This is a genomic window from Mesorhizobium sp. M0910 (genome assembly GCF_040319465.1).
In the GTDB taxonomy this organism is placed as follows: domain Bacteria; phylum Pseudomonadota; class Alphaproteobacteria; order Rhizobiales; family Rhizobiaceae; genus Mesorhizobium.
In genome coordinates, this window is record NZ_JAMYNZ010000005.1 from 262,078 (window position 1) to 282,868 (window position 20,791).

Sequence of the window (20,791 nt, forward strand, 5' to 3'; positions counted from 1 at the left end):
CTGGCGCGCAAACGACACTGTCCAGAACGTCCTGTAAACGTAACCGCGGGAGAAAGGAACTCCTGATCACAGCATCCTGCGAAGACGTTTCGGGAAGCTGACGAACACCAGCTCGACAGATCGACACATCGGTTGGAAACCGCAATGTCGCTTGGTGCCCCCTACCCGGGCCTGCCCTCGAGTTCCTGAAACGTACGCCCTTTCGGCAAGGCAAGCCATGTTTGTTCTTGCTTTGTGCCGGCAGCTATGCTACTAATTTGCCTACGGTGCTGATTTGCACCAACGACCGTCTTGCCGCGAGATGCGGTTTTTCAGCCAGGCTCGATCAAAGCTCGCCCGCATTCCCGGGCTTTTTGGCCAACAAGGTCGAGCGCCGGCCTTTTCGGCAGCTTCCGAGAAGGGAAATCGGAAAAGCAGCTTCCGGTTCTCGTCGCAGATTTCGAAGGAAAGGCCTGTCAGAACTGGGCCGCCGCTGAGCAGACCCTCGGCCAGGATTTCCTTGGCCGAAGCCATGGCGTTGTCCTGGGCGGCAGATAGGCCATTCAGCTCCCCCTCGAAATTTTCCGTCAAACGGCCGTCATTGTTTCGGAAATGAAAAAAATATCTCGCATGCCGCTCCGGCTGGTTGGTTATGTCGTCGCGAGCGGTCTCAGAAACAGCGTTGGATTCGTACAGGACAGCACTGTACGATTTTGACATCGGGATTCATGGCATTCAGGCCTTCATGCGTCAGGTCGATCGAACAGCACCCCCAGCCCATGTTCGAACGCACATGCCGCAATCATGTCGTCCAGGGCTTTTCCGGAGACCGGGCAATTCGGCATGACAGCCGTGATCGCCATCTCAGCCGCTGCGGTGGAAACCTCATCGTGGCGCCTCTTCCTGGTCTCGATATATTGCTCGATCAGAATTTTCAGGCGCCGCGCTGCAATCTCGTCGACGACCATCGTTCTCCCTCGATTCGGCACAATGTCCGTCTTCCGGGTGAAGGGTCCGCTGCCATTGGGTAGCAGCGGACCACTCGGCTGGGTGACCCAATAGCCCGAGGCGGGGGTCTCGGGCCGTCACACAATAGCTTCGAGAGGCCACTCGTTCCAGAACGCTGCCGTTGGTAATATTCGTACACTGAACATTGCCGCAGGCAGTCCGCGACTGTGCGATTTTTCGGCTAAGCTGCCGTCGCCGGATACCGGATCAGCTCCGGCTTTGATAGCTGTAGATGCCTGCGCCGATAGCGACCGCTCCTACGGTGATCAGAATCGATGGCACCCCCATCAACGTCGCGACGATCCCCCAGACGATGGCGACGGCGATTGCGCAGGCAGTTCCCAGGACCAGTCTAAGCCGTTTCGACATTATCGATTCCCCCAAAAGTGCATCTCTGGCCTTTTCCGGTCGAAATACAGCAATGCGGCACCATTGTCTGCGCTTCGTCCAACTTTCTATGCCGCCCCTGAGCCCGACCGCTGAGGCGTAAGCGATCCGTTTGCCGCCCTGTTGCAAACACCCACTCGACAGCGAGGAAGCTTTGGGCGCGAGCCCGAGAAGCGAGGCGTCAGAAAGCGAGGTGTCTATGCAAAATTTCGGAATTTACTCCGGTTCTCGATCATGGCGGTGGCGGCCACGACAACCGCAACCAGCGGAACAGGCGGTACCAGCGGCGGTGGCCACTCTACTTGACCCATGCCGGCGACCTGGCGGCCGCCAACGGCAATCAATCCTCATAACAACGGGAGTAGTAGCTTGACGCTCCAACCGAAATCGGCGACCGCGCCCCTCACCGGCCTCGCAGGATTGCTTGGTCTTGCGCTGGCTGTCGCGATGCTCGTCGACAGAAGCTGGCCTGTGCATTTGCAGGCCATGAACGCGTCTGTTCGCAAAAGCGCATCGGTCGCCGATCGAGCGCTCCGGCTGAATGCCACCCGTGCTCTGACGATCAGCGGCAGTTGGCGCCTATCGCCTCAACGCGTGATCGCGATGCCGATCCTCGCCGCTCATCGGCAACGGCCGATCGCCCTCGAGCAGGCGGGTGATCCGGGCAAAGCCGGTAAAAGCCTTTCGCGCTTCCTCGGCCGACATCCGGCCGGCCATGGCCGCAGCGCAGCAATTCACGGCGCACTGGTAAACGGGCCCGCGCCGCCCGGCCGGCCATTTTCGCAAGAATGCCATTGCTTCGGCAACGCTGTCGATCTCCTCCACGGGCTGTCCCTGTCCGCGCAAAATCCGCACGGGTGAAAAGAATTGCAAGCGGTCCATCATTTCCTCCCCGTCGACCGGATGCGTGCGATCGAACCCCACTAAACTCGCGAACCGGGCTTTGGTTCCCGGCAAAGAGGGCTTGGCTTGGAAAATGTTGGCGGACCAGACGAGCAGCGGTGGAAACGCCCCGCAGCCCCTATCGGATGACATCTTGCCCCAATTGGATGACATCTTGCTATGGTACGGGAACGTTAGCGCGGCTGATGCATTTCGATGCCACGAGCAGTCTTTTTTGAGGGAAATGCCAAAACATGAGAATAGCCCATGTGGCGCCGCTCCATGAATCCGTGCCACCCCGGTTCTATGGAGGGACGGAGCGCATCGTCTCCTATCTGACCGAAGGATTGGTCGAGCTTGGCCATGACGTGACCCTGTTCGCCAGCGGCGATACAAAGACATCGGCAAAATTGGTGGCGTGTCGCGAGCGCGCGCTCCGTCTCGATCCGCGCCCGCACAAATCCGAAACCGCGGCGCATCTCGCGATGCTCGCCGAGGTGAGGAACCGGGCGCAACAGTTCGACATCATCCATTTCCATCTCAGCCACTTCCTGCATTTTCCTTTCTTCGAACACATGCCTGACCGGACGGTGACGACACCGCATGGCAGGCTCGACTATGTCGACCTGGCCCCGGCCTACGAACGTTTTCCGCGCTTTCCGATGATCTCGATTTCGCGCAGCCAGAGAACCGGGCTACTCATGGCCAATTGGCTGGCGACCATCCATCACGGGCTGCCGATCAATATCTACGAGCCGACTTTCGAGACGGATGCGGACGAGCCGTATCTGGCCTTTCTGGGCCGGCTGTCGCGCGACAAGCGGCCGGACCGTGCCATTGAGATCGCCTTGCGCTCCGGGCTGAAACTGAAGGTTGCGGCAAAGATCGGCGACGACGACCGCGCTTTTTTCCACAGCACGGTCGAGCCGCTGATCGACGGCGACCGTGTCGGCTACATCGGCGAGATCGAAGAGGACAGAAAAGCGGAATTCCTCGGCAAGGCGGCCGGCCTGCTGTTTCCGATCGATTGGCCGGAGCCGTTCGGTCTTGCCGCGATAGAGGCTATGGCCTGCGGCACGCCGGTGATCGCCTGGAAATGCGGTGCCCTGCCGGAGATCATCGACCACGGCGTGACCGGTTTCCTTGTCGATTCAGTCGAAGCTGCTGTCGCCTCGATACCGGAATTGCTGCGCCTCGACAGGCGACAGGTGAGAGCCGTATTCGAAAACCGTTTTTCTGCCACGAGGATGGCCCACGACTATGTGACTGCCTATGCGCACCTGATCGGCACTCCCGGTGAAGCGAGAGCGTCCTGATCGGCGTCATTGTGGACATTGGAAACGAAACGACAGAGCTTGTGACGTATGAATCAACTCGACGAGCGTAAGCTTGATCCCGCCGTAGCCCTTGCCTCGCTCGACGAGGTTGCGCCCCGGGAGCCGCACCGACTGTTCGCCCTCAAGCAAGGCGACTGCTTCGCGGTGGCCGACGCTTATGGCGACATCCGCGGCGCCGGCGACGGCTTTTTCCGAGACGACACGCGTGTGCTTTCGGAATTCCGGCTGACGATCGGTGGCCGGCAAATGTCGCTGCTGGGCGCATCGCTCAGCCAGGACAATGTGCTTTTCACCTCTAACCTGACCAATCTGCCGATCCAGAGTGTCGGTGGCCGCGACATTCCGCAGGGGGCGATCCACATAGAACGCGTCAGGCTGCTTTGGCAGGACCGGCTGTTCGAGCGCATCACCCTTTCGAACTACAGCCAGGAATCGTCGGCCATTCGGGTTTCCTTGCATTTCGCAGCAGATTTCCGCGACATGTTCGAGGTGCGCGGTTCGACCCGGCTCAAGCGCGGAATAGCCCACGCCGCCGAGACCAGTCCGACATCCGTGGTGCTTCGATATGACGGGCTGGACCAGCTCGTACGCCTGTCGGCGATCTCGTTCTCGCAGGCGCCGGACAATTTGACCGCCAGCCGTGCGGATTTCCTGGTTGCGGTGACGAAGCGCAGTAGCGAGGTCCTCTATATCGAGGTCGGCCCGGAGGTGGCGGAGACACCCGACCGTGACCGTTTTCGGGCTGCCGCCGCCCGCGCTCGCTTCGGCATGCGCGCCAAACGCCGCCACGGCGCGACGGTGCACAGCTCCGGCCGCGTCTTCAACGACTGGATCGAACGCGCGCGCGCAGACGTGGCGTTGCTGACCACCGAGCTTGCAACCGGACCTTACCCCTATGCCGGCATACCCTGGTTCTCGACGGCGTTTGGCCGTGACGGGGTGATTTCCGCACTGCAGATGCTGTGGTTGAATCCTGGGCTGGCGCGCGGCGTACTTGCCTTTCTCGCCCAGCATCAGGCAACCGAAACGTCGCCGTTCAGCGATTCGCAGCCGGGCAAGATCATGCACGAGACCCGCAAGGGCGAGATGGCGGCGCTGCGGGAGCTCCCGTTCGGCCGCTACTACGGCGGTGTCGATACCACGCCGCTCTACATTCATCTCGCTTGCGCCTATGCGGATCGTACCGGCGACATGGCGTTCGTCGACAGCCTGTGGCCATCGCTTTGTGCAGCGGCCGAATGGACGGAAGACACAAGCCGCGCGACCGGCTTCGTTACCTACCAGCGCGGCGCCGAGACCGGCCTCGCCAACCAGGGCTGGAAGGACAGTTTCGATTCCGTCTTCCATGCCGATGGCCGCATGCCCAAGGGGCCGATCGCCCTGGTCGAGGTGCAAGGTTACGTCTTTGCCGCGTTCCGTGGGCTGGCAGCGCTCGCCCGCCGCCGCGGCGAGGACGACAAGGCCGATCATTGGGAGGAACGCGCCGAAACCATGCGCGTCGCGGTGGAACGCCATTTCTGGATGGACGATCTCAATTTCTATGCACTGGCGATCGATGGTGCAGGCGAGCTCTGCAAGGTACGGACGTCGAATGCCGGCCATCTTCTCTATGTCGGGCTGCCCGAGCCGGAACGGGCGCAGATGGTCGCCGATCAGCTGCTCTCCGCGTCGTTCCACTCTGGTTGGGGAGTGAGGACGCTGGCCGACGATGCGATATTCTTCAATCCGATGTCCTACCACAATGGCTCGATCTGGCCGCACGACACCGCCATGTGCGGTGCCGGCCTGGCACGTTACGGCGTGCGCGACAGCGTGGTCCGGCTGATGAGCGGCACGTTCGAATCGGCTGTCCATTTCAACATGCGGCTGCCGGAACTGTTCTGCGGCTTTACCCGGTCGCCGGGCGAAGCGCCGATCGCCTATCCCGTCGCGTGCCTGCCGCAGGCCTGGTCGGCGGGATCGGCCTTCATGCTGATGCAGGCCTGCCTTGGCCTCGAAATCGACGGCTGGAAGAGCGAAATCCGGGTCACCCGCCCAAGGCTGCCGATCGGCATCGACACGCTGACATTGCGGCATCTGGGTGTCGGCTCGACGGTGGTCGACCTCACATTCCAGCGTGTCGGCGACCGGGTCGTCGCCTTTCTCGCCGATCGGTATGAGGGGATGGTGCCGCTCATCGTGCGCACTTGATGCCGCCGCGCTGCGACGCATCGAAATGATGCCCGGCATTGCAATCGTCCGGAACCGATAGCCTCTTTGTGCGTTGCAAAATGGGCAGCGGGGAATGCTGTCGTCGTCACACGGCAGCGAACCAGAAAAACAAATAGAAACGGCTATCGGCCGGCCGGAGGCGAGATCACATTCGATGTCAGATTATACTGTAAACCTGCTCTGGGTTTTGCTGATTGCAAGTTTTGGCTTTTCCGCTTTTGCCATTCTCCTATCGATATCCCGCCAGCGCCGCGGCCGCGCAACGGCGGCCGCATACACGCCGAGCGAGGATGTCGCGTCGGAAGCGGCACGCAAGGTGCTGCGCGAGTTCGAAAAGAACGGCCAATCGGCCGATGCGGCACTCGTCACGTGGTCGCCCGACACCTTGCGCAAGATCCTGGCCGATGACCTGCCGGACGCACAGGTCATCGTCGTGTCCAACCGCGAACCCTACATCCACAACATCAAGGATGACGGCGTGCAACTTTTAGTGCCGGCCAGCGGGCTGGTTTCGGCACTCGAGCCCATCACCCGCGCCTGTGCCGGCACCTGGATCGCCTATGGCGGCGGCACGGCAGACCGCCTCACAGTCGACAAGGACGACCGGGTGCAGGTGCCGCCAGGCAATCCGTCCTACACGCTGCGCAGGGTCTGGCTGACGGAGGAGGAATATCAAGGCTATTATCTGGGTTTCGCCAATGAGGGGCTATGGCCGCTTTGCCATATCGCCTTCACCCGCCCCGTGTTTCGCGCCTCGGACTGGGACGCCTACGAGGCCGTCAACCGCAAATTCGCCGATACGGTGGTTGCCGAAGCCCGCAACGAACGGCCGATCGTGCTAGTGCAGGACTACCATTTTGCGCTGCTGCCGCGCATGATTCGCCAGCGCCTGCCGGACGCGATAGTCATCACCTTCTGGCATATCCCCTGGCCCAATTCGGAAGTGTTCAGCATCTGTCCGTGGCGTGAGCGGATCCTGGAGGGACTGCTCGGCAGTTCGATCATCGGCTTTCATACCCAATTCCATGCCAACAACTTCACCGAAAGTGTCGACCGCTTTCTGGAGAGCCGGATCGAACGGGCAGACGCGGCAATCTCCTATGGTGGGCAGACCACATTGGTCCACGCCTATCCCATTTCCATAGAATGGCCGGCCCAATTGCTGGCAAAACTGCCGTCTGTCGAGGAGTGCCGCGCCCGTGTCCGCGACAGATTCGGCCTGTCAGCGGATACCAAACTGTGCATCGGAGTCGAGCGCCTCGACTACACGAAAGGCATTCTCGATCGCTTCCATGCCTTGGACGAATTGTTCACGAAATATCCCGAATGGATAGGCAAGGTGGTTTTCCTGCAGATCGCGGCGCCGAGCCGGGGGACATTGCCCGCCTACCAGCAACTCCACGACGAATGCCGCCGCTATGCCGACGAGCTCAACCGACGCTATGGCAGCGAGACATACAGTCCTATCCTGATGGTCGCCGAACATCATCGGCAGGAGCAGGTCTACGAGGTCTATCGCGCCGCCGACATCTGCATGGTCACCAGCCTGCATGACGGCATGAACCTTGTCGCCAAGGAATTCGTCGCAGCGCGCGACGACGAACAGGGCGTGCTTTTGCTCAGCACCTTCGCCGGTGCGTCGCGCGAACTGCTGGAAGCACTGATCGTTAACCCCTACGATGCGGCCATGATGAGCGAGGCGCTGTTGCAGGCGCTGACGATGACGCCGGAAGAGCAGCGCGAACGTTTGCGGCCGATGCGTGAGATGGTCCGCGACAACAATGTCTACCGCTGGGCCGGCAGCATGCTGCTGGACGCCGCACGCCTGCGCAAACGCGGCGATCTCGACAGGGTGACCGGAACCGGCGAGCGCCCGCCATCGAACACCAACAACGTCATCTCGATGTTCGAGCGGGCACGGAAGGCAGCATCGTGAAAAGCTTTGAACAACCGCCAGCGTTGAGCCTGTCGGAAGGGCAATGGGCGCTCTTCCTCGACATCGACGGAACCTTGCTGGAACACGCTGCCCATCCCGACGCGGTGTTTGTTGGCGAGGAATTGCGCAATCTGCTTGGACGCATCGAGCGGCGGCTGGATGGTGCGGTCGCCTTCATCACCGGCCGATCGATTCCCGCCGTGGACAAGCTGTTCCATCCGCTGAAGCTGCGGATCGCCGGACTGTATGGGCTGGAGCACCGGCTGACGCCGACCGGTCCGATCGATGCCGCCGACGCGCCGGCCGACATCGCCGCCCTTGCCGACGAGATCGAGGCCGAACTGGGCAGCGGCAAGGTCTATGTCGAGCGCAAGGGGCCGGTCCTTGCCGTTCATACAAGAGCAGCACCGCAACTGCTTGCGCCCGCAATCCAGCTCGTCGAACAGGCATTGGCCCGGCTTCCGAAGGGTTATCGGGTGCTTCCGGGAAACGCCGGCGTAGAGCTCATGCCCCTGGAAGCCGTCAAAGGTGCAGCCATCCGGCGTTTTGTGGACATTCCGCCCTTTGTCGGCCGGCGGCCGATATTCCTCGGAGACGATACATCGGACGAACACGGTTTCGAGGCGATCAATGAAATTGGCGGCATCTCCATCCGCGTGAAGCCGAACGGGCCGACGGCCGCAAACTATGCCCTCGACGACGTGACCGGCGCAATAGCCTGGCTCAAGGCCAGTTTCGAGACGTCGGCGGTCTCCGGTGCTCTACCGGCCGACAAGCAGGCAGAGACCGAATCAAGGGCGAAGATCAACATCGCAGCCACGGCATCGTCCGGCCGATAAGCGCGGTTCTCATTGAATGTCTTTAAGGCCAAGCCGGCAAATCGTCTGCTTGCCGGTTCCCCTGCGTCAGGCTTAACCTGCTGCCATGCGTGGAGGCGCGTGCCATAACAAGGGGAGGACATAGCAATGACCATACAAGGTGCATCACCGGACCTGTACAATGACGATCTCGCCCCGGCAAAGGTTCGAAACTGGGGACCGTTCTCGATCTTCAACGTCTGGACGTCGGATGTCCACAGCCTGTGGGGCTACTATCTGGCGGCCAGTCTGTTCCTGTTTTGCGGCGGCTTCGTCAACTTCATCATCGCCATCGGTATCGGTTCGCTGATCATCTATGCATTGATGAACATGGTCGGCTATGCCGGCGTGAAGACCGGGGTGCCCTACCCTGTCCTGGCGCGTGCCTCCTTCGGCATCTGGGGCGCCAACGTACCGGCGCTGGTGCGCGCCGTAGTCGCCTGCTTTTGGTACGGCGCGCAGACGGCGGCTGCCTCAGGCGCGATCGTAGCTCTGCTGATCCGCTCGCAATGGTTCGCCGACTTCAACCAGAGCACACATTTCCTCGGCCACTCCGGGCTCGAGGTGATCTGCTTCGCCGTCATCTGGGCGCTGCAGCTCCTGATCATCCAGAAGGGCATGGAAACGGTGCGCCGCTTCCAGGATTGGGCCGGACCGGCGGTGTGGGTGATGATGTTGATCCTGGCCGTCTATCTTTGCATCAAGGCAGGCACCTTCGCCTTCACCAGCGACATCCCGATGGATGTGCTGCTGGAAAAGACGAAGGACGCGGGCGTGCCGGGCACGCCGGGCTCCTGGACCTCGCTGTTTGCGGTGGCGGCTATCTGGGTGACCTATTTCTCTGCGCTCTATCTCAACTTCTGCGATTTCGCCCGCTATGCGCCGGACAAGGCATCGCTGCGCAAGGGAAACATCTGGGGCCTGCCGGTCAATCTCATCCTGTTCTCGCTTGTCGCCGGCGTCACCACGATCGCCGCCTTCGACGTTTATGGCGAAGTGCTGCTGCATCCCGACCAGATCTCGGCGAAGTTCGACAGCTGGTTCCTGGCGGCGCTCGCAGCGCTGACTTTTGCGGTGGCGACGCTCGGCATCAATGTGGTGGCGAACTTCGTGTCGCCGGCCTTCGACTTCTCCAACGTCTTTCCACGCCAGATCGACTTCAAGAAGGGCGGTTACATCGCGGCGTTGATAGCACTTGTGCTTTATCCTTTCGCGCCCTGGGAAGGCAGTGCTGCCTCCTTCGTCAACATCATTGGCGCGACGATGGGGCCGATCTTCGGCGTGATGATGGTCGACTATTACCTGATCCGGAAGGGCGAGGTCGACGTCGAGGCGCTCTACAGGGAGAATGGCGAATTCCGCTTCCAGGGCGGCTGGCATGTCAATGCCTTCATCGCCGCCGGCATCGGCGCGGTCTTCTCCTCGATCCTGCCCAACTTCACCAGTCTGCTGCCGTCATGGTGGGGCGTCTATGGCTGGTTCTTCGGCGTGGCAATTGCCGGCGTCATCTATTACGTGCTGCGCACGATGGCACTCGGTGCCGGAGCCAGGATAGCCAAGGCTTGAGCGATTCGGGGCGGCGCAAGCCGCCCCGTTCATTCTGCGACCATCTCGGCCAGGCGGCGTACGGTGTTCCAGTTGCGCGAGGTGCCGATGCCCAGGCGTTTCTGACTGACCGCTGCAAGCAGCCGCGAACTCGGCGTCTCGCGCGAAAAGACGATCCAGATGTCGCCGCCGACAATCCGCAGCTTCTCGCCCTCGCCGGCATAGGCCTCAAGCGCCGCGGCGGCCTCGTCGCGAACGGGCGCCCGCATCACGCGCACCGCCACCTGGTCCGCGGCCTCAGCCGATTCGGCTGGGAACGGATTGCCGGCCGCCAGCCTCAGCCAGCCGTCGGCGCGGCGCACGACGATGTCGACGTGGCGGCCGAAAGTCTTTGCAAACGCCGCCTCCAGCCGCTGCTCCAACGCCGCAAGTTCTGTTTCTTGCGCCTCGAAAACAAGATTGCCGGTCGCCACCAGCGTGCGCGGGTTATTCAGGCCCAGGTCTTCGGCCATCGCCTTCAGATCGGACATGGCGACCCGCCGCCCCTCGCCCAGAACAACGCTGTAGAGCAGCGCGACGTAAGTTTGCATGGGCGGCTAGTCTAGACCAGACGCGACTGCTCTACCGCCGCCTCGATGAAGCTGGCAAACAGCGGGTGTGGATCGAGCGGCCGGCTTTTCAGCTCGGGATGGTACTGCACGCCGATGAACCAGGGGTGGTCTGGATATTCGACCGTTTCCGGCAGCACGCCGTCCGGCGACATGCCGGCAAACACCAGGCCGCAATTCTCGAGCCGCTCCTTGTAGTCGACATTGACCTCGTAGCGGTGACGATGGCGTTCGGAAATCTGGGTATCGCCATAGATCTCAGCGATCTTCGATCCCTTGGCGAGGTCGGCCTGGTAGGCACCGAGCCGCATGGTCCCGCCAAGGTCGCCGGTTTCCCTGCGCTTTTCCAGCATGTTGCCCTTCAGCCATTCGGTCATCAAGCCGACGACCGGCTCCTCGGTCGGGCCGAACTCGGTCGATGATGCGTGCTCGACGCCGGCCAGCGAACGCGCCGCCTCGATGCAGGCCATCTGCATGCCGAAGCAGATGCCGAAATACGGCACCTTGCGCTCGCGCGCGAACTTCGCCGCCAGGATCTTACCCTCCGAGCCGCGCTCGCCAAAACCGCCGGGGACGAGAATGCCATGGACCTTCTCCAGCCACGGCGCCGGGTCTTCCTTCTCGAATATCTCGCTTTCGATCCAGTCGAGCTTGACCTTCACCCGGTTGGCGAGGCCGCCATGCGACAGCGCCTCGATCAGCGATTTGTAGGCGTCCTTGAGGCCTGTATATTTGCCGACGACGGCAATGGTCACTTCGCCTTCCGGATTGTGGATGCGGTTGGACACCGCTTGCCAGCGTTCCATGCGCGGCTTCGGCGCCGGATCGATGCCGAAGGCGGCCAGCACTTCCGAGTCGAGCCCTTCATTGTGATAGGCCATCGGCACGTCGTAGATGTGCGGGACGTCGAGCGCCTGGATGACGGCGCTTTCGCGGACATTGCAGAACAGCGACAGCTTTCTGCGCTCTTCCTTGGGGATCGGCCGGTCGGCGCGGACCAGCAGTATGTCGGGTGCAATGCCGATGCCGCGCAACTCCTTGACCGAATGCTGCGTCGGCTTGGTCTTCAGTTCGCCTGCCGTCGGAATGTAAGGCATTAAGGTCAGGTGGACGTAGACGGCGTTGTTGCGCGGCAGGTCGTTGCCGAGCTGGCGGATCGCCTCCAGGAACGGCATCGCTTCGATGTCGCCGACGGTGCCGCCGATCTCGCACAGCACGAAATCGTAATCGTCATTGCCGTTGAGGACGAAGTTCTTGATCTCGTCGGTGACGTGCGGAATGACCTGCACGGTGGCGCCGAGATAGTCGCCGCGCCGCTCGCGCTCGATGATGTTCTTATAGATGCGGCCGGTGGTGATGTTGTCTTGCTGGTTGGCCGAGCGGCCGGTGAAGCGCTCATAATGGCCAAGATCGAGATCGGTCTCGGCCCCGTCATCGGTCACAAAGACTTCGCCGTGCTGATAGGGCGACATCGTGCCGGGATCGACATTGAGATAAGGATCGAGCTTTTTGATGCGTGCGCGATAGCCCCGCGCCTGCAAGAGAGCCCCAAGGGCCGCCGCAGCAATGCCTTTTCCAAGTGAGGAAACCACGCCGCCTGTGATGAATACATATCGCGCCATGGGAGTCATCGCTTAACGCGGCCGAATTGATTCCGCCAGAGAAAAAACCGCCGCGAAGGCTTTTTCCCAAGAAGGCGCTCTGGTCGTTGGCGTATCAAAACAAAAGGGCCGGCGAGGCCGGCCCTTTTGGCACGATCTGTCAAAGCGTCAGATGATGACGACTTTGGTGCCTACTTTCACCCGGCGGTAAAGGTCCATGACGTGCTCGTTGATCATGCGGAAGCAGCCATTGGAGGCGCTGGTTCCGATCGACTGCGGCGCGATGGTGCCGTGAATGCGCAGGTGGGTATCCTTCTTGCCGTCGTAAAGATAGATGGCGCGCGCACCGAGCGGATTGTCGCCGCCGCCGGGCATACCGTCCTTGTATTGGCCATAGTGCTTGGGTTCGCGCTTTTGCATATCCAGCGTCGGAATCCAGCGCGGCCATTCCTGCTTGTCGCCGACGGCAACCGTACCCTTGAACTGCAGGCCTTCCCGGCCGACCGCGATGGCATAACGGCGGGCGGTTGACGATGATTCGACGAGGTAGAGACGGCGAGCGCTGGTATCGATGACGATGGTGCCCGGGTTGTAGCCAGTGAATTCGACCTCCTGCGGCACGAATTCCGGCTTGACCTTGAACTGCCGCTTGGCCTGCTTCCTTTCGAGTGCGGCGTCGAGCGCGCGTGTTTCCGGAAGCAGCGACATTGACGACGAAGTTGTGCCGCCGAACAGTCCCGCGAACAGCCCGACGCTCTGCGGCTTCTGCCCCACCGGTTCGCTGCGCAACTCGCCATTGTTGCCGGTCAGGGCAACGTTCATGGCCTCGGCCGGGATCGGCTCGGCCGACTGGATCGGCGCAATGGGTGCAATCGGTTCGATGATGTTGAGGGTCTTCTTCTTGGCTGGCGTAGCGTCAGCCACCTTCGCCGCCGCGAGCGGCTGGCTCTTCTTGGCAAGGAATGCCTGCCGTTCCGCATCGGCTTTGGCTTTCGCCGCCTCCCGCATCGCCAGCTTCCTGGCTTCGAGTGCTTTGGCGCGAGCGGCTTCCTTGTCGGCTGCGATCTTGGCTTCGATCTTGCGGATCTGCGCAAGGTCGTCCGGCGTCGGATCTTTCTTCTTCTTGAGAAGCTTCAATTGCGCCGCATCGCTTTTGGCAGCGACGTTGACGACGTCGGTTGTTGCTGCGGCTTTATGGGCCGAGTTTGCCGTCGGCATGGCCGCGTAAGCGGGCGCACCTAGGCTGAGCACGGCACAAAGGCCGGCAAAAATGAAGCTGCGAAGCTGCATGGGGAAGATCCGATCGTTCAATGCTTGTTGCCCACGGCATCGCCCGGCGCCCCCCAAGGACGCCGAGAATGCCGCGTGCAACCTATAATCGATTAGCCGGAAGCGCCTCAAGCGCGCGGTGCGGTCGAATCTTCGTGATCGTGCGGCATTTGCCGCGACTGTGTTCAAACGACAACAGATCGCGGCATAAGATGCCCGATTACTGGTTGGGGACCTGCGGCGTGGCCGGCGCGGTGGCGCCGTTTGTCGCTGGCGGCGTCGCCGGAGCGGTTGCCGGCGGCGTCGTTGCCGCGCCATTGCCGGACGGCGGGGTCGGCGCCGTGGTGCCCGAAGGCGGCGTCGGCGTCGTGGTTCCGGGCAATTGGTTGAGTACGCCCTTGCCTGCCCCGTCCGAGGTCGCCGGCACGCGATCGAGAATGTCGATCGGCTTCTCGCCATAGCGCGCTACGATCGACAGTGTCAGCGAAGTGACGAAGAAAGCTGCGGCCAGGATCGCCGTCGCCCGCGTCAGCGCATTGGCGGCGCCACGCGCGGTCATGAAGCCCGATCCGCCGCCGATGCCGAGGCCGCCGCCTTCGGAGCGCTGCAGCAGCACCACGCCGACAAGCGCGAGCACGACCATGAGGTGGACGACGATCAGTACGGTTTCCATAATTTATCCTGGCAAGGCCTGGTGCGGCCGCTGATTTGGAGGCGGCTCAATACAATGCTTTGACGGCATTTCCAAGCCCGTGGCCGGAATATGGGAAGCAATGCGTCCTTTGCAACGATTTCGGCGCCGGCCGTCCGCTCAAATGCAGCAAGCAGCCTTGTATCAAGCGATGTTTCGATAGGCTTCCGCGATGCCGAGGAAGTCCGCCGCCTTTAGGCTGGCGCCGCCGACCAGCGCGCCATCGACATTCCTGACGCCTAGCAACTCGACGGCGTTGGACGGCTTGACCGAGCCGCCGTAGAGAATGCGCATCTTGGCCGCCGTATTGCCGAGCTTCCGGGCCAGTTCTTCGCGGATATGCGCATGTGCCTCGGCGACGTCGGCGGCGGTCGGGGTCAAGCCGGTGCCGATCGCCCATACCGGCTCATAGGCAATGACGGTGTTGGAAGCCGTGGCGTTTGGCGGGACCGAGCCAGCGACCTGGCGCGACAGCACGTCGAGCGTGGCTCCTGCTTCGCGTTCGGCTCTTGTCTCACCAATGCAGATGATGGCCACCAGCCCGGCACGCCATGCGGCGGAGGCCTTGGCCTGCACTAAGGCATCGTCCTCCTTGCGATCGGCGCGGCATTCGGAATGGCCGACAATGACATGGCTGGCTCCTGCATCCTTCAGCATCTCGGCCGAAATGCAGCCGGTATAGGCGCCGCTTTCCTCGGTGTGGCAATCCTCTCCGCCGGCCCGCACCGGTGTGCGCGACAGAATCTCGGCGGCGTGCGCAAGTAAGGTCGCCGGCACGCAGAGCACCGCTTCGGTCTCGGCGTCGAGCCCGCTCATGAAGCCGTTGCCGATCATCCTGAGCTCGTTGAGCGAGGCGCTGGTACCGTTCATTTTCCAGTTGCCGGCGACGAGCGGGCGGATTCCAGGCGTCATGGGATTGTTTCTCCGGGCAATTTCCAGCTGGCCCTCACTATCAAAATCAGGCCACAAAGCAATCGACAGTGAGCAGGAAGGGCGCTATTGCGCTTGTTTCAGACTCGGCGCATGCGAAATGCGCAAAAATCGGAAGTACTCATGCTTGGTATGTTGAGAAGTGCGGCGGGGACCTGGGTCGCGAAACTGCTGCTGTCATTGTTGGTGTTGAGCTTCGCCGTCTGGGGTATCTCGGGACGGCTGATGGGCGGTCTTGCCGGCCATGACGCCGTGATCACGGCCGGAGTCACCAAGGTCTCTATCAACGAATACCGCCTCGCCTACGATCGCCAGCTCAGCGTCATGTCGCAGCAATTCGGCCAGCGCATCAGCCGTGAGCAGGCGACGGCGCTCGGCATCGACAACCAGGTGCTGGCGCAACTCGTATCGGGTGCCGTCCTCGACGAGCAGGCCCGCAAGCTCGGCCTCGGCCTGTCCAAGGACCGGCTCGCCGAACTGACGCGTGAAGACCCGGCGTTCAAAGGGCCTGCCGGAACCTTCGACAGGAGAACGTTCGAGTACCTGCTTCGGCAGATCGGCATGCGGCCGGAAGACTATTTGAAGAACCGCGCCCAGGTCGCGGTCCGCCAGCAGATCGTCGAGGCGGTTTCGGACGGCCTCAAGGCCCCTGATACATTCTTCAAGGCGGTCGCGCTCTATCGCGGCGAAGATCGCACCATCGACTACCTGACCTTGCCGAAATCGCTTGTCGAGCCGATAGAAGCGCCGTCCGACAGCGTGCTTTCGGCCTATTTCGAGGACAACAAGAAAACCTACGCCGCGCCCGAATACCGCAAGTTCTCCTATGTCAGGCTCGAGCCGGAAGACATCATGGATTTGAGCGCGGTGACCGACCAACAGGTCAGCGACGACTACAACAAGAACAAGGCGCGCTACACCACGCCGGAGATGCGCACCATCGAGCAGCTTGTATTCAAGACGCCTGATGCCGCAAAGGCGGCGCTCGATTCGCTCAGGACCGGCGCGACTTTCGACAAGATCGTCGCCGCCGAGGGCAAGACCCCGGCCGACACGCTGCTCGGCACGCTGGCCAAGGACAAGATCGCCGACAAGGCGGTCGCCGACGCCGTCTTCAAGCTCAACGTCAATGAGGTCAGCCCGGTCGTACAAGGCGCATTTGGTCCCGTTCTGCTGCGCGTCACCGAGATCAAGCCGGAAGTGGTGAAGCCGCTGGCCGAAGTATCCGAGCAGATACGCAAGGACCTGGCACTGGGCGAGGCAAGCCGCATCTTGCTGGACGTGCACGACAATTACGAGGATACGCGCGCCTCGGGCAGTTCGCTCGCCGAGGCAGCCGCCAAATTGAAGCTGAAGGTCGTCACCATCGACGCCATCGACCGCACCGGCCAACGGCCGGATGGAAGCATCGTCAAAGACCTGCCGGAATCGCCGGCGCTCATCAAGGCGGTGTTCGAATCCGAACCCGGAACCGACAATGAAGGTCTCACCACCGCCGATAACGGCTTCGTCTTCTACGACGTGAGCGCGATCACGCCGGCCCGTGACCGCACATTGGACGAAGTCCGCCAGAAGGTCGTGGCCGACTGGACCGCGGCGGAGACCACCAAACGGCTCACCGCAAAAGCGCAAGAGCTCGAGAAGCGTCTCAAGGCCGGCGCGACGCTCGAGGTGATCGCCGGTGAGCTCAAGCTCGAAAAACAGACCAAGCGCGGCGTCAAGCGCGATGCTGACGACGTCGATTTCGGCAAGGAAGGGGCCGCCGCGATGTTCGGCGTCGGCGAAGGCGGCACCGGGCTGATCCCCTCGCCCACCGGCGACGGACAGATCTTGTTCAAGGTTGCCGAGGTATTCGAGCCCGCCGGGGCCGACGCCAGCTCAGTACCCCAGGACGCACAGAAATCCTTCACATCCGGCATGTCCGACGACCTGCTCGACCAGTTGGTAGCGCAGTTGCAGACGCAATATGACGTCCGCATCGATCAGACGGCCGTAACCCAAGCCCTGGCCAGATGAGCGCACTGAAGATCCACATCGCCAAGGTCGCCGCCGGCAGCGCTCTTTCTTTCGAGGAGGCGCGCGAGGCCTTCGACATTATCATGTCGGGCGATGCTACTCCGGGCCAGATAGGCGGCTTCCTGATGGCATTGCGCGTGCGCGGCGAGACCGTCAGCGAGATCGCCGGCGCCGTCGCCACCATGCGCGCCAAGATGCTGCGCGTCGAAGCCCCCGAGGGCGCCATCGACATTGTCGGCACCGGCGGCGACAATTCGCACAGCGTCAACATTTCGACCGCATCCGCCTTCGTCATCGCCGGCAGCGGCGTGCCCGTCGCCAAGCACGGCAATCGCGGACTGTCCTCGCTGACCGGCGCCGCCGATGTGCTGATCGCATTGGGCGTCAAGATCGACATCCCTCCGGAGACGATCGGCCGCTGCATTCACGAGGCCGGCGTTGGCTTCATGTTCGCGCCGGCGCATCACCCGGCGATGAAGCATGTCGGCCCGACCCGGGTCGAGCTCGGCACCCGCACCATCTTCAATCTGCTGGGCCCGCTTTCCAATCCGGCCAGTGTCAGACGGCAGATGGTCGGCGTGTTCCTGCCCGAATGGATCATGCCGGTGGCAGAAACGTTGAAGGAGCTTGGCGCCGACCACGCCTGGGTCGTCCATGGCGACGGCTATGACGAGATCACCACCACCGGCGAAACGCAGGTCGCCGAATTGGCCGGCGGCGAGATACGCAGCTTGGTGCTGACCCCGGAAGCAGTCGGGCTGACGCGTCACACCAAGGACGAGTTGCGCGGCGGCGACGCCGCCCACAACGCCCAGGCACTGCGCGACATGCTGGGCGGCGCCGCTGGCGCCTTTCGCGATACGGTGCTGATGAATGCCGGCGCCGGGCTGGTGGTAGCCGGCAAGGCGACGACGCTTGCCGACGGCATGGTAACGGCGGCGCAGGCCATCGACAGCGGCCGCGCGCTGAAAGTGCTCGACAGGCTGGTCGAGATTTCGAACGGTTAAAACCATGTCCGACATCCTGCGCAAGATCGAGGCTTACAAGCGCGACGAGATCGCGGCGGCCAAGGCACGCGTGCCATTGGCCGAGATCAAGGCACGGGCGACGGATGCCGACGCGCCGCGCGGATTTCTTTCCGCCCTTGAAGCAACGCGCAAATCCGGCGGGTTTGCGCTGATTGCCGAAATCAAGAAAGCTAGCCCATCCAAAGGCCTGATCCGCGCCGATTTCGATCCGCCGGCGCTGGCCAGGGCCTATGCGAAAGCCGGTGCCGCCTGCCTTTCGGTGCTGACCGACACACCCTCTTTCCAAGGCGCGCCCGAATTCCTCACCGCTGCGCGCGCTGCCGTCGAGTTGCCTACCTTACGCAAGGATTTCCTGTTCGACCCCTATCAGGTCTACGAGGCCAGGGCATGGGGCGCCGATGCCATCCTGATCATTATGGCCAGCGTCGACGACGCGTTGGCAAGAGAACTCGAAGCGACAGCTTTCGGGCTCGGCATGGACGCGCTGGTCGAAGTGCATGATGAGGCGGAAATGGAACGTGCGCTGCGGCTGTCGTCGCGGCTGATCGGCATCAACAACCGCAATCTCCGGACCTTCGAAACCAGCCTCGAGACCTCGGAACGGCTGGTAGCGATGGTGCCGGGCGGCCGCCTTCTAGTCAGTGAGAGCGGAATCTTTTCGCATGACGATTGCCGCCGGCTGGAGCGGAGCGGCATCGCTACTTTCCTGGTCGGCGAGAGCCTGATGCGTCAACAGGACGTGGCCGCGGCAACGCGCCTGCTGTTGACGGGCAAGACGCCGGCAGAGGCGATCTGAGGATGGCGGCCGCCCTCACCCATCTTGGCGCGCAGGGCGAAGCCAACATGGTCGATGTCGGCGGCAAGGCTGAGACGGTGCGCACGGCAGTCGCGGAAGGTTTTGTCGCGATGCGGCCCGAGACATTGGGCATGATCCTCGCCGGCGATGCCAAGAAAGGCGATGTGCTGGGCACCGCCCGCATTGCCGGCATCATGGCGGCCAAGAAGACGCATGAACTGATCCCGCTTTGCCATCCGCTGCTGCTGACCAGGATATCTGTCGATATCGAGCCGGACGCCGCACTGCCCGGCCTGAAGGTGACGGCTTTGACCCGCGTCACTGGCAAGACCGGCGTTGAAATGGAGGCCTTGAGTGCCGTCTCGGTCGCTTGCCTGACCATCTACGACATGGCCAAGGCGATCGACCGCGCCATGGTCATCTCCGGCATCAGGCTGGTTGAAAAGACCGGCGGTAAATCCGGCGACTACAAGATCACCGGGGCCACCGAGGCAGGCCGCTAATGGCGCTGGTCCCAGTTGCCGAGGCGCTCGAGCGCCTGCTGGACGGAGCAGTTGCACTGCCGGGCGAACGTGTCGCGCTGCTGGATGCCGCCGACCGCGTGCTGGCGGAGCCGGTTGTGGCGCTCCGCACCCAGCCGCCGTTCAACGCCTCCGCCATGGACGGCTATGCCGTGCGGGCGGCTGACATCGCGTCCCTACCCGCAAGGCTTTCGGTGATCGGCATAGCGCCGGCCGGACGCGGCTTTGCCGGAACGGTGCAGCAGCGGCAGGCCGTGCGCATCTTTACCGGCGCGCCGCTTCCCGAAGGCACCGACACTATCGTCATCCAGGAGAACGTCCGCGACCTCGGCGGCGGCAGCGTCGAAGTGACAGAGCCGACGGTGCAGGGGCGCAACATCCGCCGCCTTGGGCTCGATTTCGCCAAGGGCGATGTCCTGCTGCCCAAAGGCCGCCTGCTCGATTCGGCCGCCTTGTCGCTGGCGGCATCGGCCAATCACCCCGAGGTCGGCGTGGTCAAACGGCCGCTGGTCGCCATCATCGCCACCGGCGACGAATTGCTGCCGCCGGGCAGCGAGCTTGGCCCCGACCAGATCATCTCCTCTAACGCCTATGGTGTCGCTGCCGCCGCACAGTCGGTCGGTGCGCGGGCGCTCGACCTCGGTATCGCGCCGGACCGCAGGGAGGCGATCGCGGCATTGGTTGAAAAGGCCGTGAAGGCTGGCGCGAACGTCATCGTCACGCTGGGCGGTGCCTCGGTCGGCGACCACGACTTCGTCCATGACGTGCTGACCGGGCAAGGCATGACGCTCGATTTCTGGAAGATCGCCATGCGACCGGGCAAGCCGCTGATGTTCGGGCGGCTGGGCGACATTCGCTGCATCGGCCTGCCCGGCAACCCCGTGGCGAGCCTGGTCTGCGCTCAGCTCTTCCTGAAGCCGCTGCTGGCGCGGCTCGGCGGCCGCGCCTTTCAGCGGGATATCCGTCGGGCACGGCTCGGTGCTGCCATGCCGGCCAACGATCTCAGGCAAGATTATGTGCGGGCTGTTGTCACAGACGACGCCGGTGCGCTCGTGGCGACGCCGTTCGGCATCCAGGACTCCTCGATGCTGAAAATGCTGGCCGATGCCAACGGGCTGATCGTCCGCGCGCCGTTCGCGCCTGCTGCGGCGGCGGGCTCCCCCTGCGACGTGCTGATGCTACGCTGAAC

19 protein-coding genes are annotated in these 20,791 nt (G+C 62.6%); 10 read left to right on the forward strand and 9 right to left on the reverse strand.

The features are described 5' to 3' along the window. Window positions 1-261: 261 nt before the first annotated feature. The 4 genes from NKH78_RS32600 to NKH78_RS32605 all read right to left on the reverse strand — a co-directional run bounded on the left by NKH78_RS32600 (window position 262) and on the right by NKH78_RS32605 (window position 2,430). A complete protein-coding gene (locus tag NKH78_RS32600) occupies window positions 262-699 on the reverse strand; it encodes a DUF6894 family protein (protein ID WP_352736517.1) in 438 nt (145 codons plus the stop codon). A gap of 23 nt (window positions 700-722) precedes the next feature. Next, a complete protein-coding gene (locus NKH78_RS15025; RefSeq protein WP_352736519.1) occupies window positions 723-947 on the reverse strand; it encodes a hypothetical protein in 225 nt (74 codons plus the stop codon). Window positions 948-1,194: 247 nt separating this feature from the next. Further along, window positions 1,195-1,356 (reverse strand): hypothetical protein, encoded by a 162-nt coding sequence (locus NKH78_RS15030; protein WP_352736521.1) that lies wholly within the window; start codon window positions 1,354-1,356, stop codon window positions 1,195-1,197. 597 nt (window positions 1,357-1,953) lie between these two features. Continuing rightward, the gene (locus tag NKH78_RS32605; RefSeq protein ID WP_502899805.1) at window positions 1,954-2,430 is read right to left on the reverse strand and encodes a DUF982 domain-containing protein; all 477 of its coding nucleotides are present in this window, start codon (window positions 2,428-2,430) and stop codon (window positions 1,954-1,956) included. Window positions 2,431-2,510: 80 nt separating this feature from the next. On the opposite strand from NKH78_RS32605, the gene NKH78_RS15040 reads away from it, so the two are divergent. The 5 genes from NKH78_RS15040 to NKH78_RS15060 all read left to right on the forward strand — a co-directional run bounded on the left by NKH78_RS15040 (window position 2,511) and on the right by NKH78_RS15060 (window position 10,163). Further along, a complete protein-coding gene (locus NKH78_RS15040; protein ID WP_352736522.1) occupies window positions 2,511-3,572 on the forward strand; it encodes a glycosyltransferase family 4 protein in 1,062 nt (353 codons plus the stop codon). A gap of 48 nt (window positions 3,573-3,620) precedes the next feature. Next, window positions 3,621-5,783 carry an amylo-alpha-1,6-glucosidase gene (locus tag NKH78_RS15045; protein WP_352736523.1) on the forward strand — a complete coding sequence of 721 codons (2,163 nt, stop codon included), beginning with the start codon at window positions 3,621-3,623 and terminating at the stop codon, window positions 5,781-5,783. Window positions 5,784-5,958: 175 nt separating this feature from the next. Next, entirely contained in the window at window positions 5,959-7,740 is a 1,782-nt protein-coding gene (locus NKH78_RS15050; protein WP_254817288.1) for an alpha,alpha-trehalose-phosphate synthase (UDP-forming), read from the forward strand. Then, window positions 7,737-8,579 carry a trehalose-phosphatase gene (gene otsB, locus NKH78_RS15055; protein ID WP_352736526.1) on the forward strand — a complete coding sequence of 281 codons (843 nt, stop codon included), beginning with the start codon at window positions 7,737-7,739 and terminating at the stop codon, window positions 8,577-8,579. Before NKH78_RS15050 ends, otsB begins: the two co-directional genes overlap by 4 nt. Before the next feature lie 126 nt (window positions 8,580-8,705). Beyond that, window positions 8,706-10,163 (forward strand): NCS1 family nucleobase:cation symporter-1, encoded by a 1,458-nt coding sequence (locus NKH78_RS15060; protein ID WP_352736527.1) that lies wholly within the window; start codon window positions 8,706-8,708, stop codon window positions 10,161-10,163. 29 nt (window positions 10,164-10,192) lie between these two features. Here NKH78_RS15060 and NKH78_RS15065 read toward each other — a convergent pair whose 3' ends face one another. The 5 genes from NKH78_RS15065 to tpiA form a co-directional block, all read right to left on the reverse strand. After that, entirely contained in the window at window positions 10,193-10,732 is a 540-nt protein-coding gene (locus NKH78_RS15065) for a DUF1697 domain-containing protein (protein WP_352736528.1), read from the reverse strand. Between the two features lie 11 nt (window positions 10,733-10,743). Then, entirely contained in the window at window positions 10,744-12,372 is a 1,629-nt protein-coding gene (gene pyrG, locus NKH78_RS15070) for a CTP synthase (protein WP_254817292.1), read from the reverse strand. A gap of 147 nt (window positions 12,373-12,519) precedes the next feature. Further along, a complete protein-coding gene (locus NKH78_RS15075) occupies window positions 12,520-13,641 on the reverse strand; it encodes a L,D-transpeptidase (protein ID WP_352751707.1) in 1,122 nt (373 codons plus the stop codon). A gap of 199 nt (window positions 13,642-13,840) precedes the next feature. Continuing rightward, complete coding sequence (gene secG, locus NKH78_RS15080; protein ID WP_254817294.1) at window positions 13,841-14,293, reverse strand: preprotein translocase subunit SecG; 453 nt, start codon at window positions 14,291-14,293, stop codon at window positions 13,841-13,843. A gap of 162 nt (window positions 14,294-14,455) precedes the next feature. Continuing rightward, the gene (gene tpiA, locus NKH78_RS15085) at window positions 14,456-15,223 is read right to left on the reverse strand and encodes a triose-phosphate isomerase (protein WP_352507308.1); all 768 of its coding nucleotides are present in this window, start codon (window positions 15,221-15,223) and stop codon (window positions 14,456-14,458) included. A 141-nt stretch (window positions 15,224-15,364) separates the two neighbouring features. On the opposite strand from tpiA, the gene NKH78_RS15090 reads away from it, so the two are divergent. The 5 genes from NKH78_RS15090 to NKH78_RS15110 are packed head-to-tail and all read left to right on the forward strand — an operon-like array spanning window position 15,365 to window position 20,789. After that, window positions 15,365-17,257 carry a peptidyl-prolyl cis-trans isomerase gene (locus NKH78_RS15090; RefSeq protein WP_352507309.1) on the forward strand — a complete coding sequence of 631 codons (1,893 nt, stop codon included), beginning with the start codon at window positions 15,365-15,367 and terminating at the stop codon, window positions 17,255-17,257. Beyond that, a complete protein-coding gene (gene trpD / locus NKH78_RS15095) occupies window positions 17,254-18,264 on the forward strand; it encodes an anthranilate phosphoribosyltransferase (protein ID WP_352736532.1) in 1,011 nt (336 codons plus the stop codon). Before NKH78_RS15090 ends, trpD begins: the two co-directional genes overlap by 4 nt. Before the next feature lie 4 nt (window positions 18,265-18,268). After that, entirely contained in the window at window positions 18,269-19,081 is an 813-nt protein-coding gene (trpC, locus tag NKH78_RS15100) for an indole-3-glycerol phosphate synthase TrpC (RefSeq protein ID WP_352736534.1), read from the forward strand. A gap of 2 nt (window positions 19,082-19,083) precedes the next feature. Continuing rightward, complete coding sequence (moaC, locus tag NKH78_RS15105) at window positions 19,084-19,584, forward strand: cyclic pyranopterin monophosphate synthase MoaC (protein WP_352688336.1); 501 nt, start codon at window positions 19,084-19,086, stop codon at window positions 19,582-19,584. Then, complete coding sequence (locus tag NKH78_RS15110) at window positions 19,584-20,789, forward strand: molybdopterin molybdotransferase MoeA (protein ID WP_352736536.1); 1,206 nt, start codon at window positions 19,584-19,586, stop codon at window positions 20,787-20,789. The genes moaC and NKH78_RS15110 overlap by 1 nt, the downstream gene beginning before the upstream one ends. The last annotated feature ends 2 nt before the right edge of the window (window positions 20,790-20,791 follow it).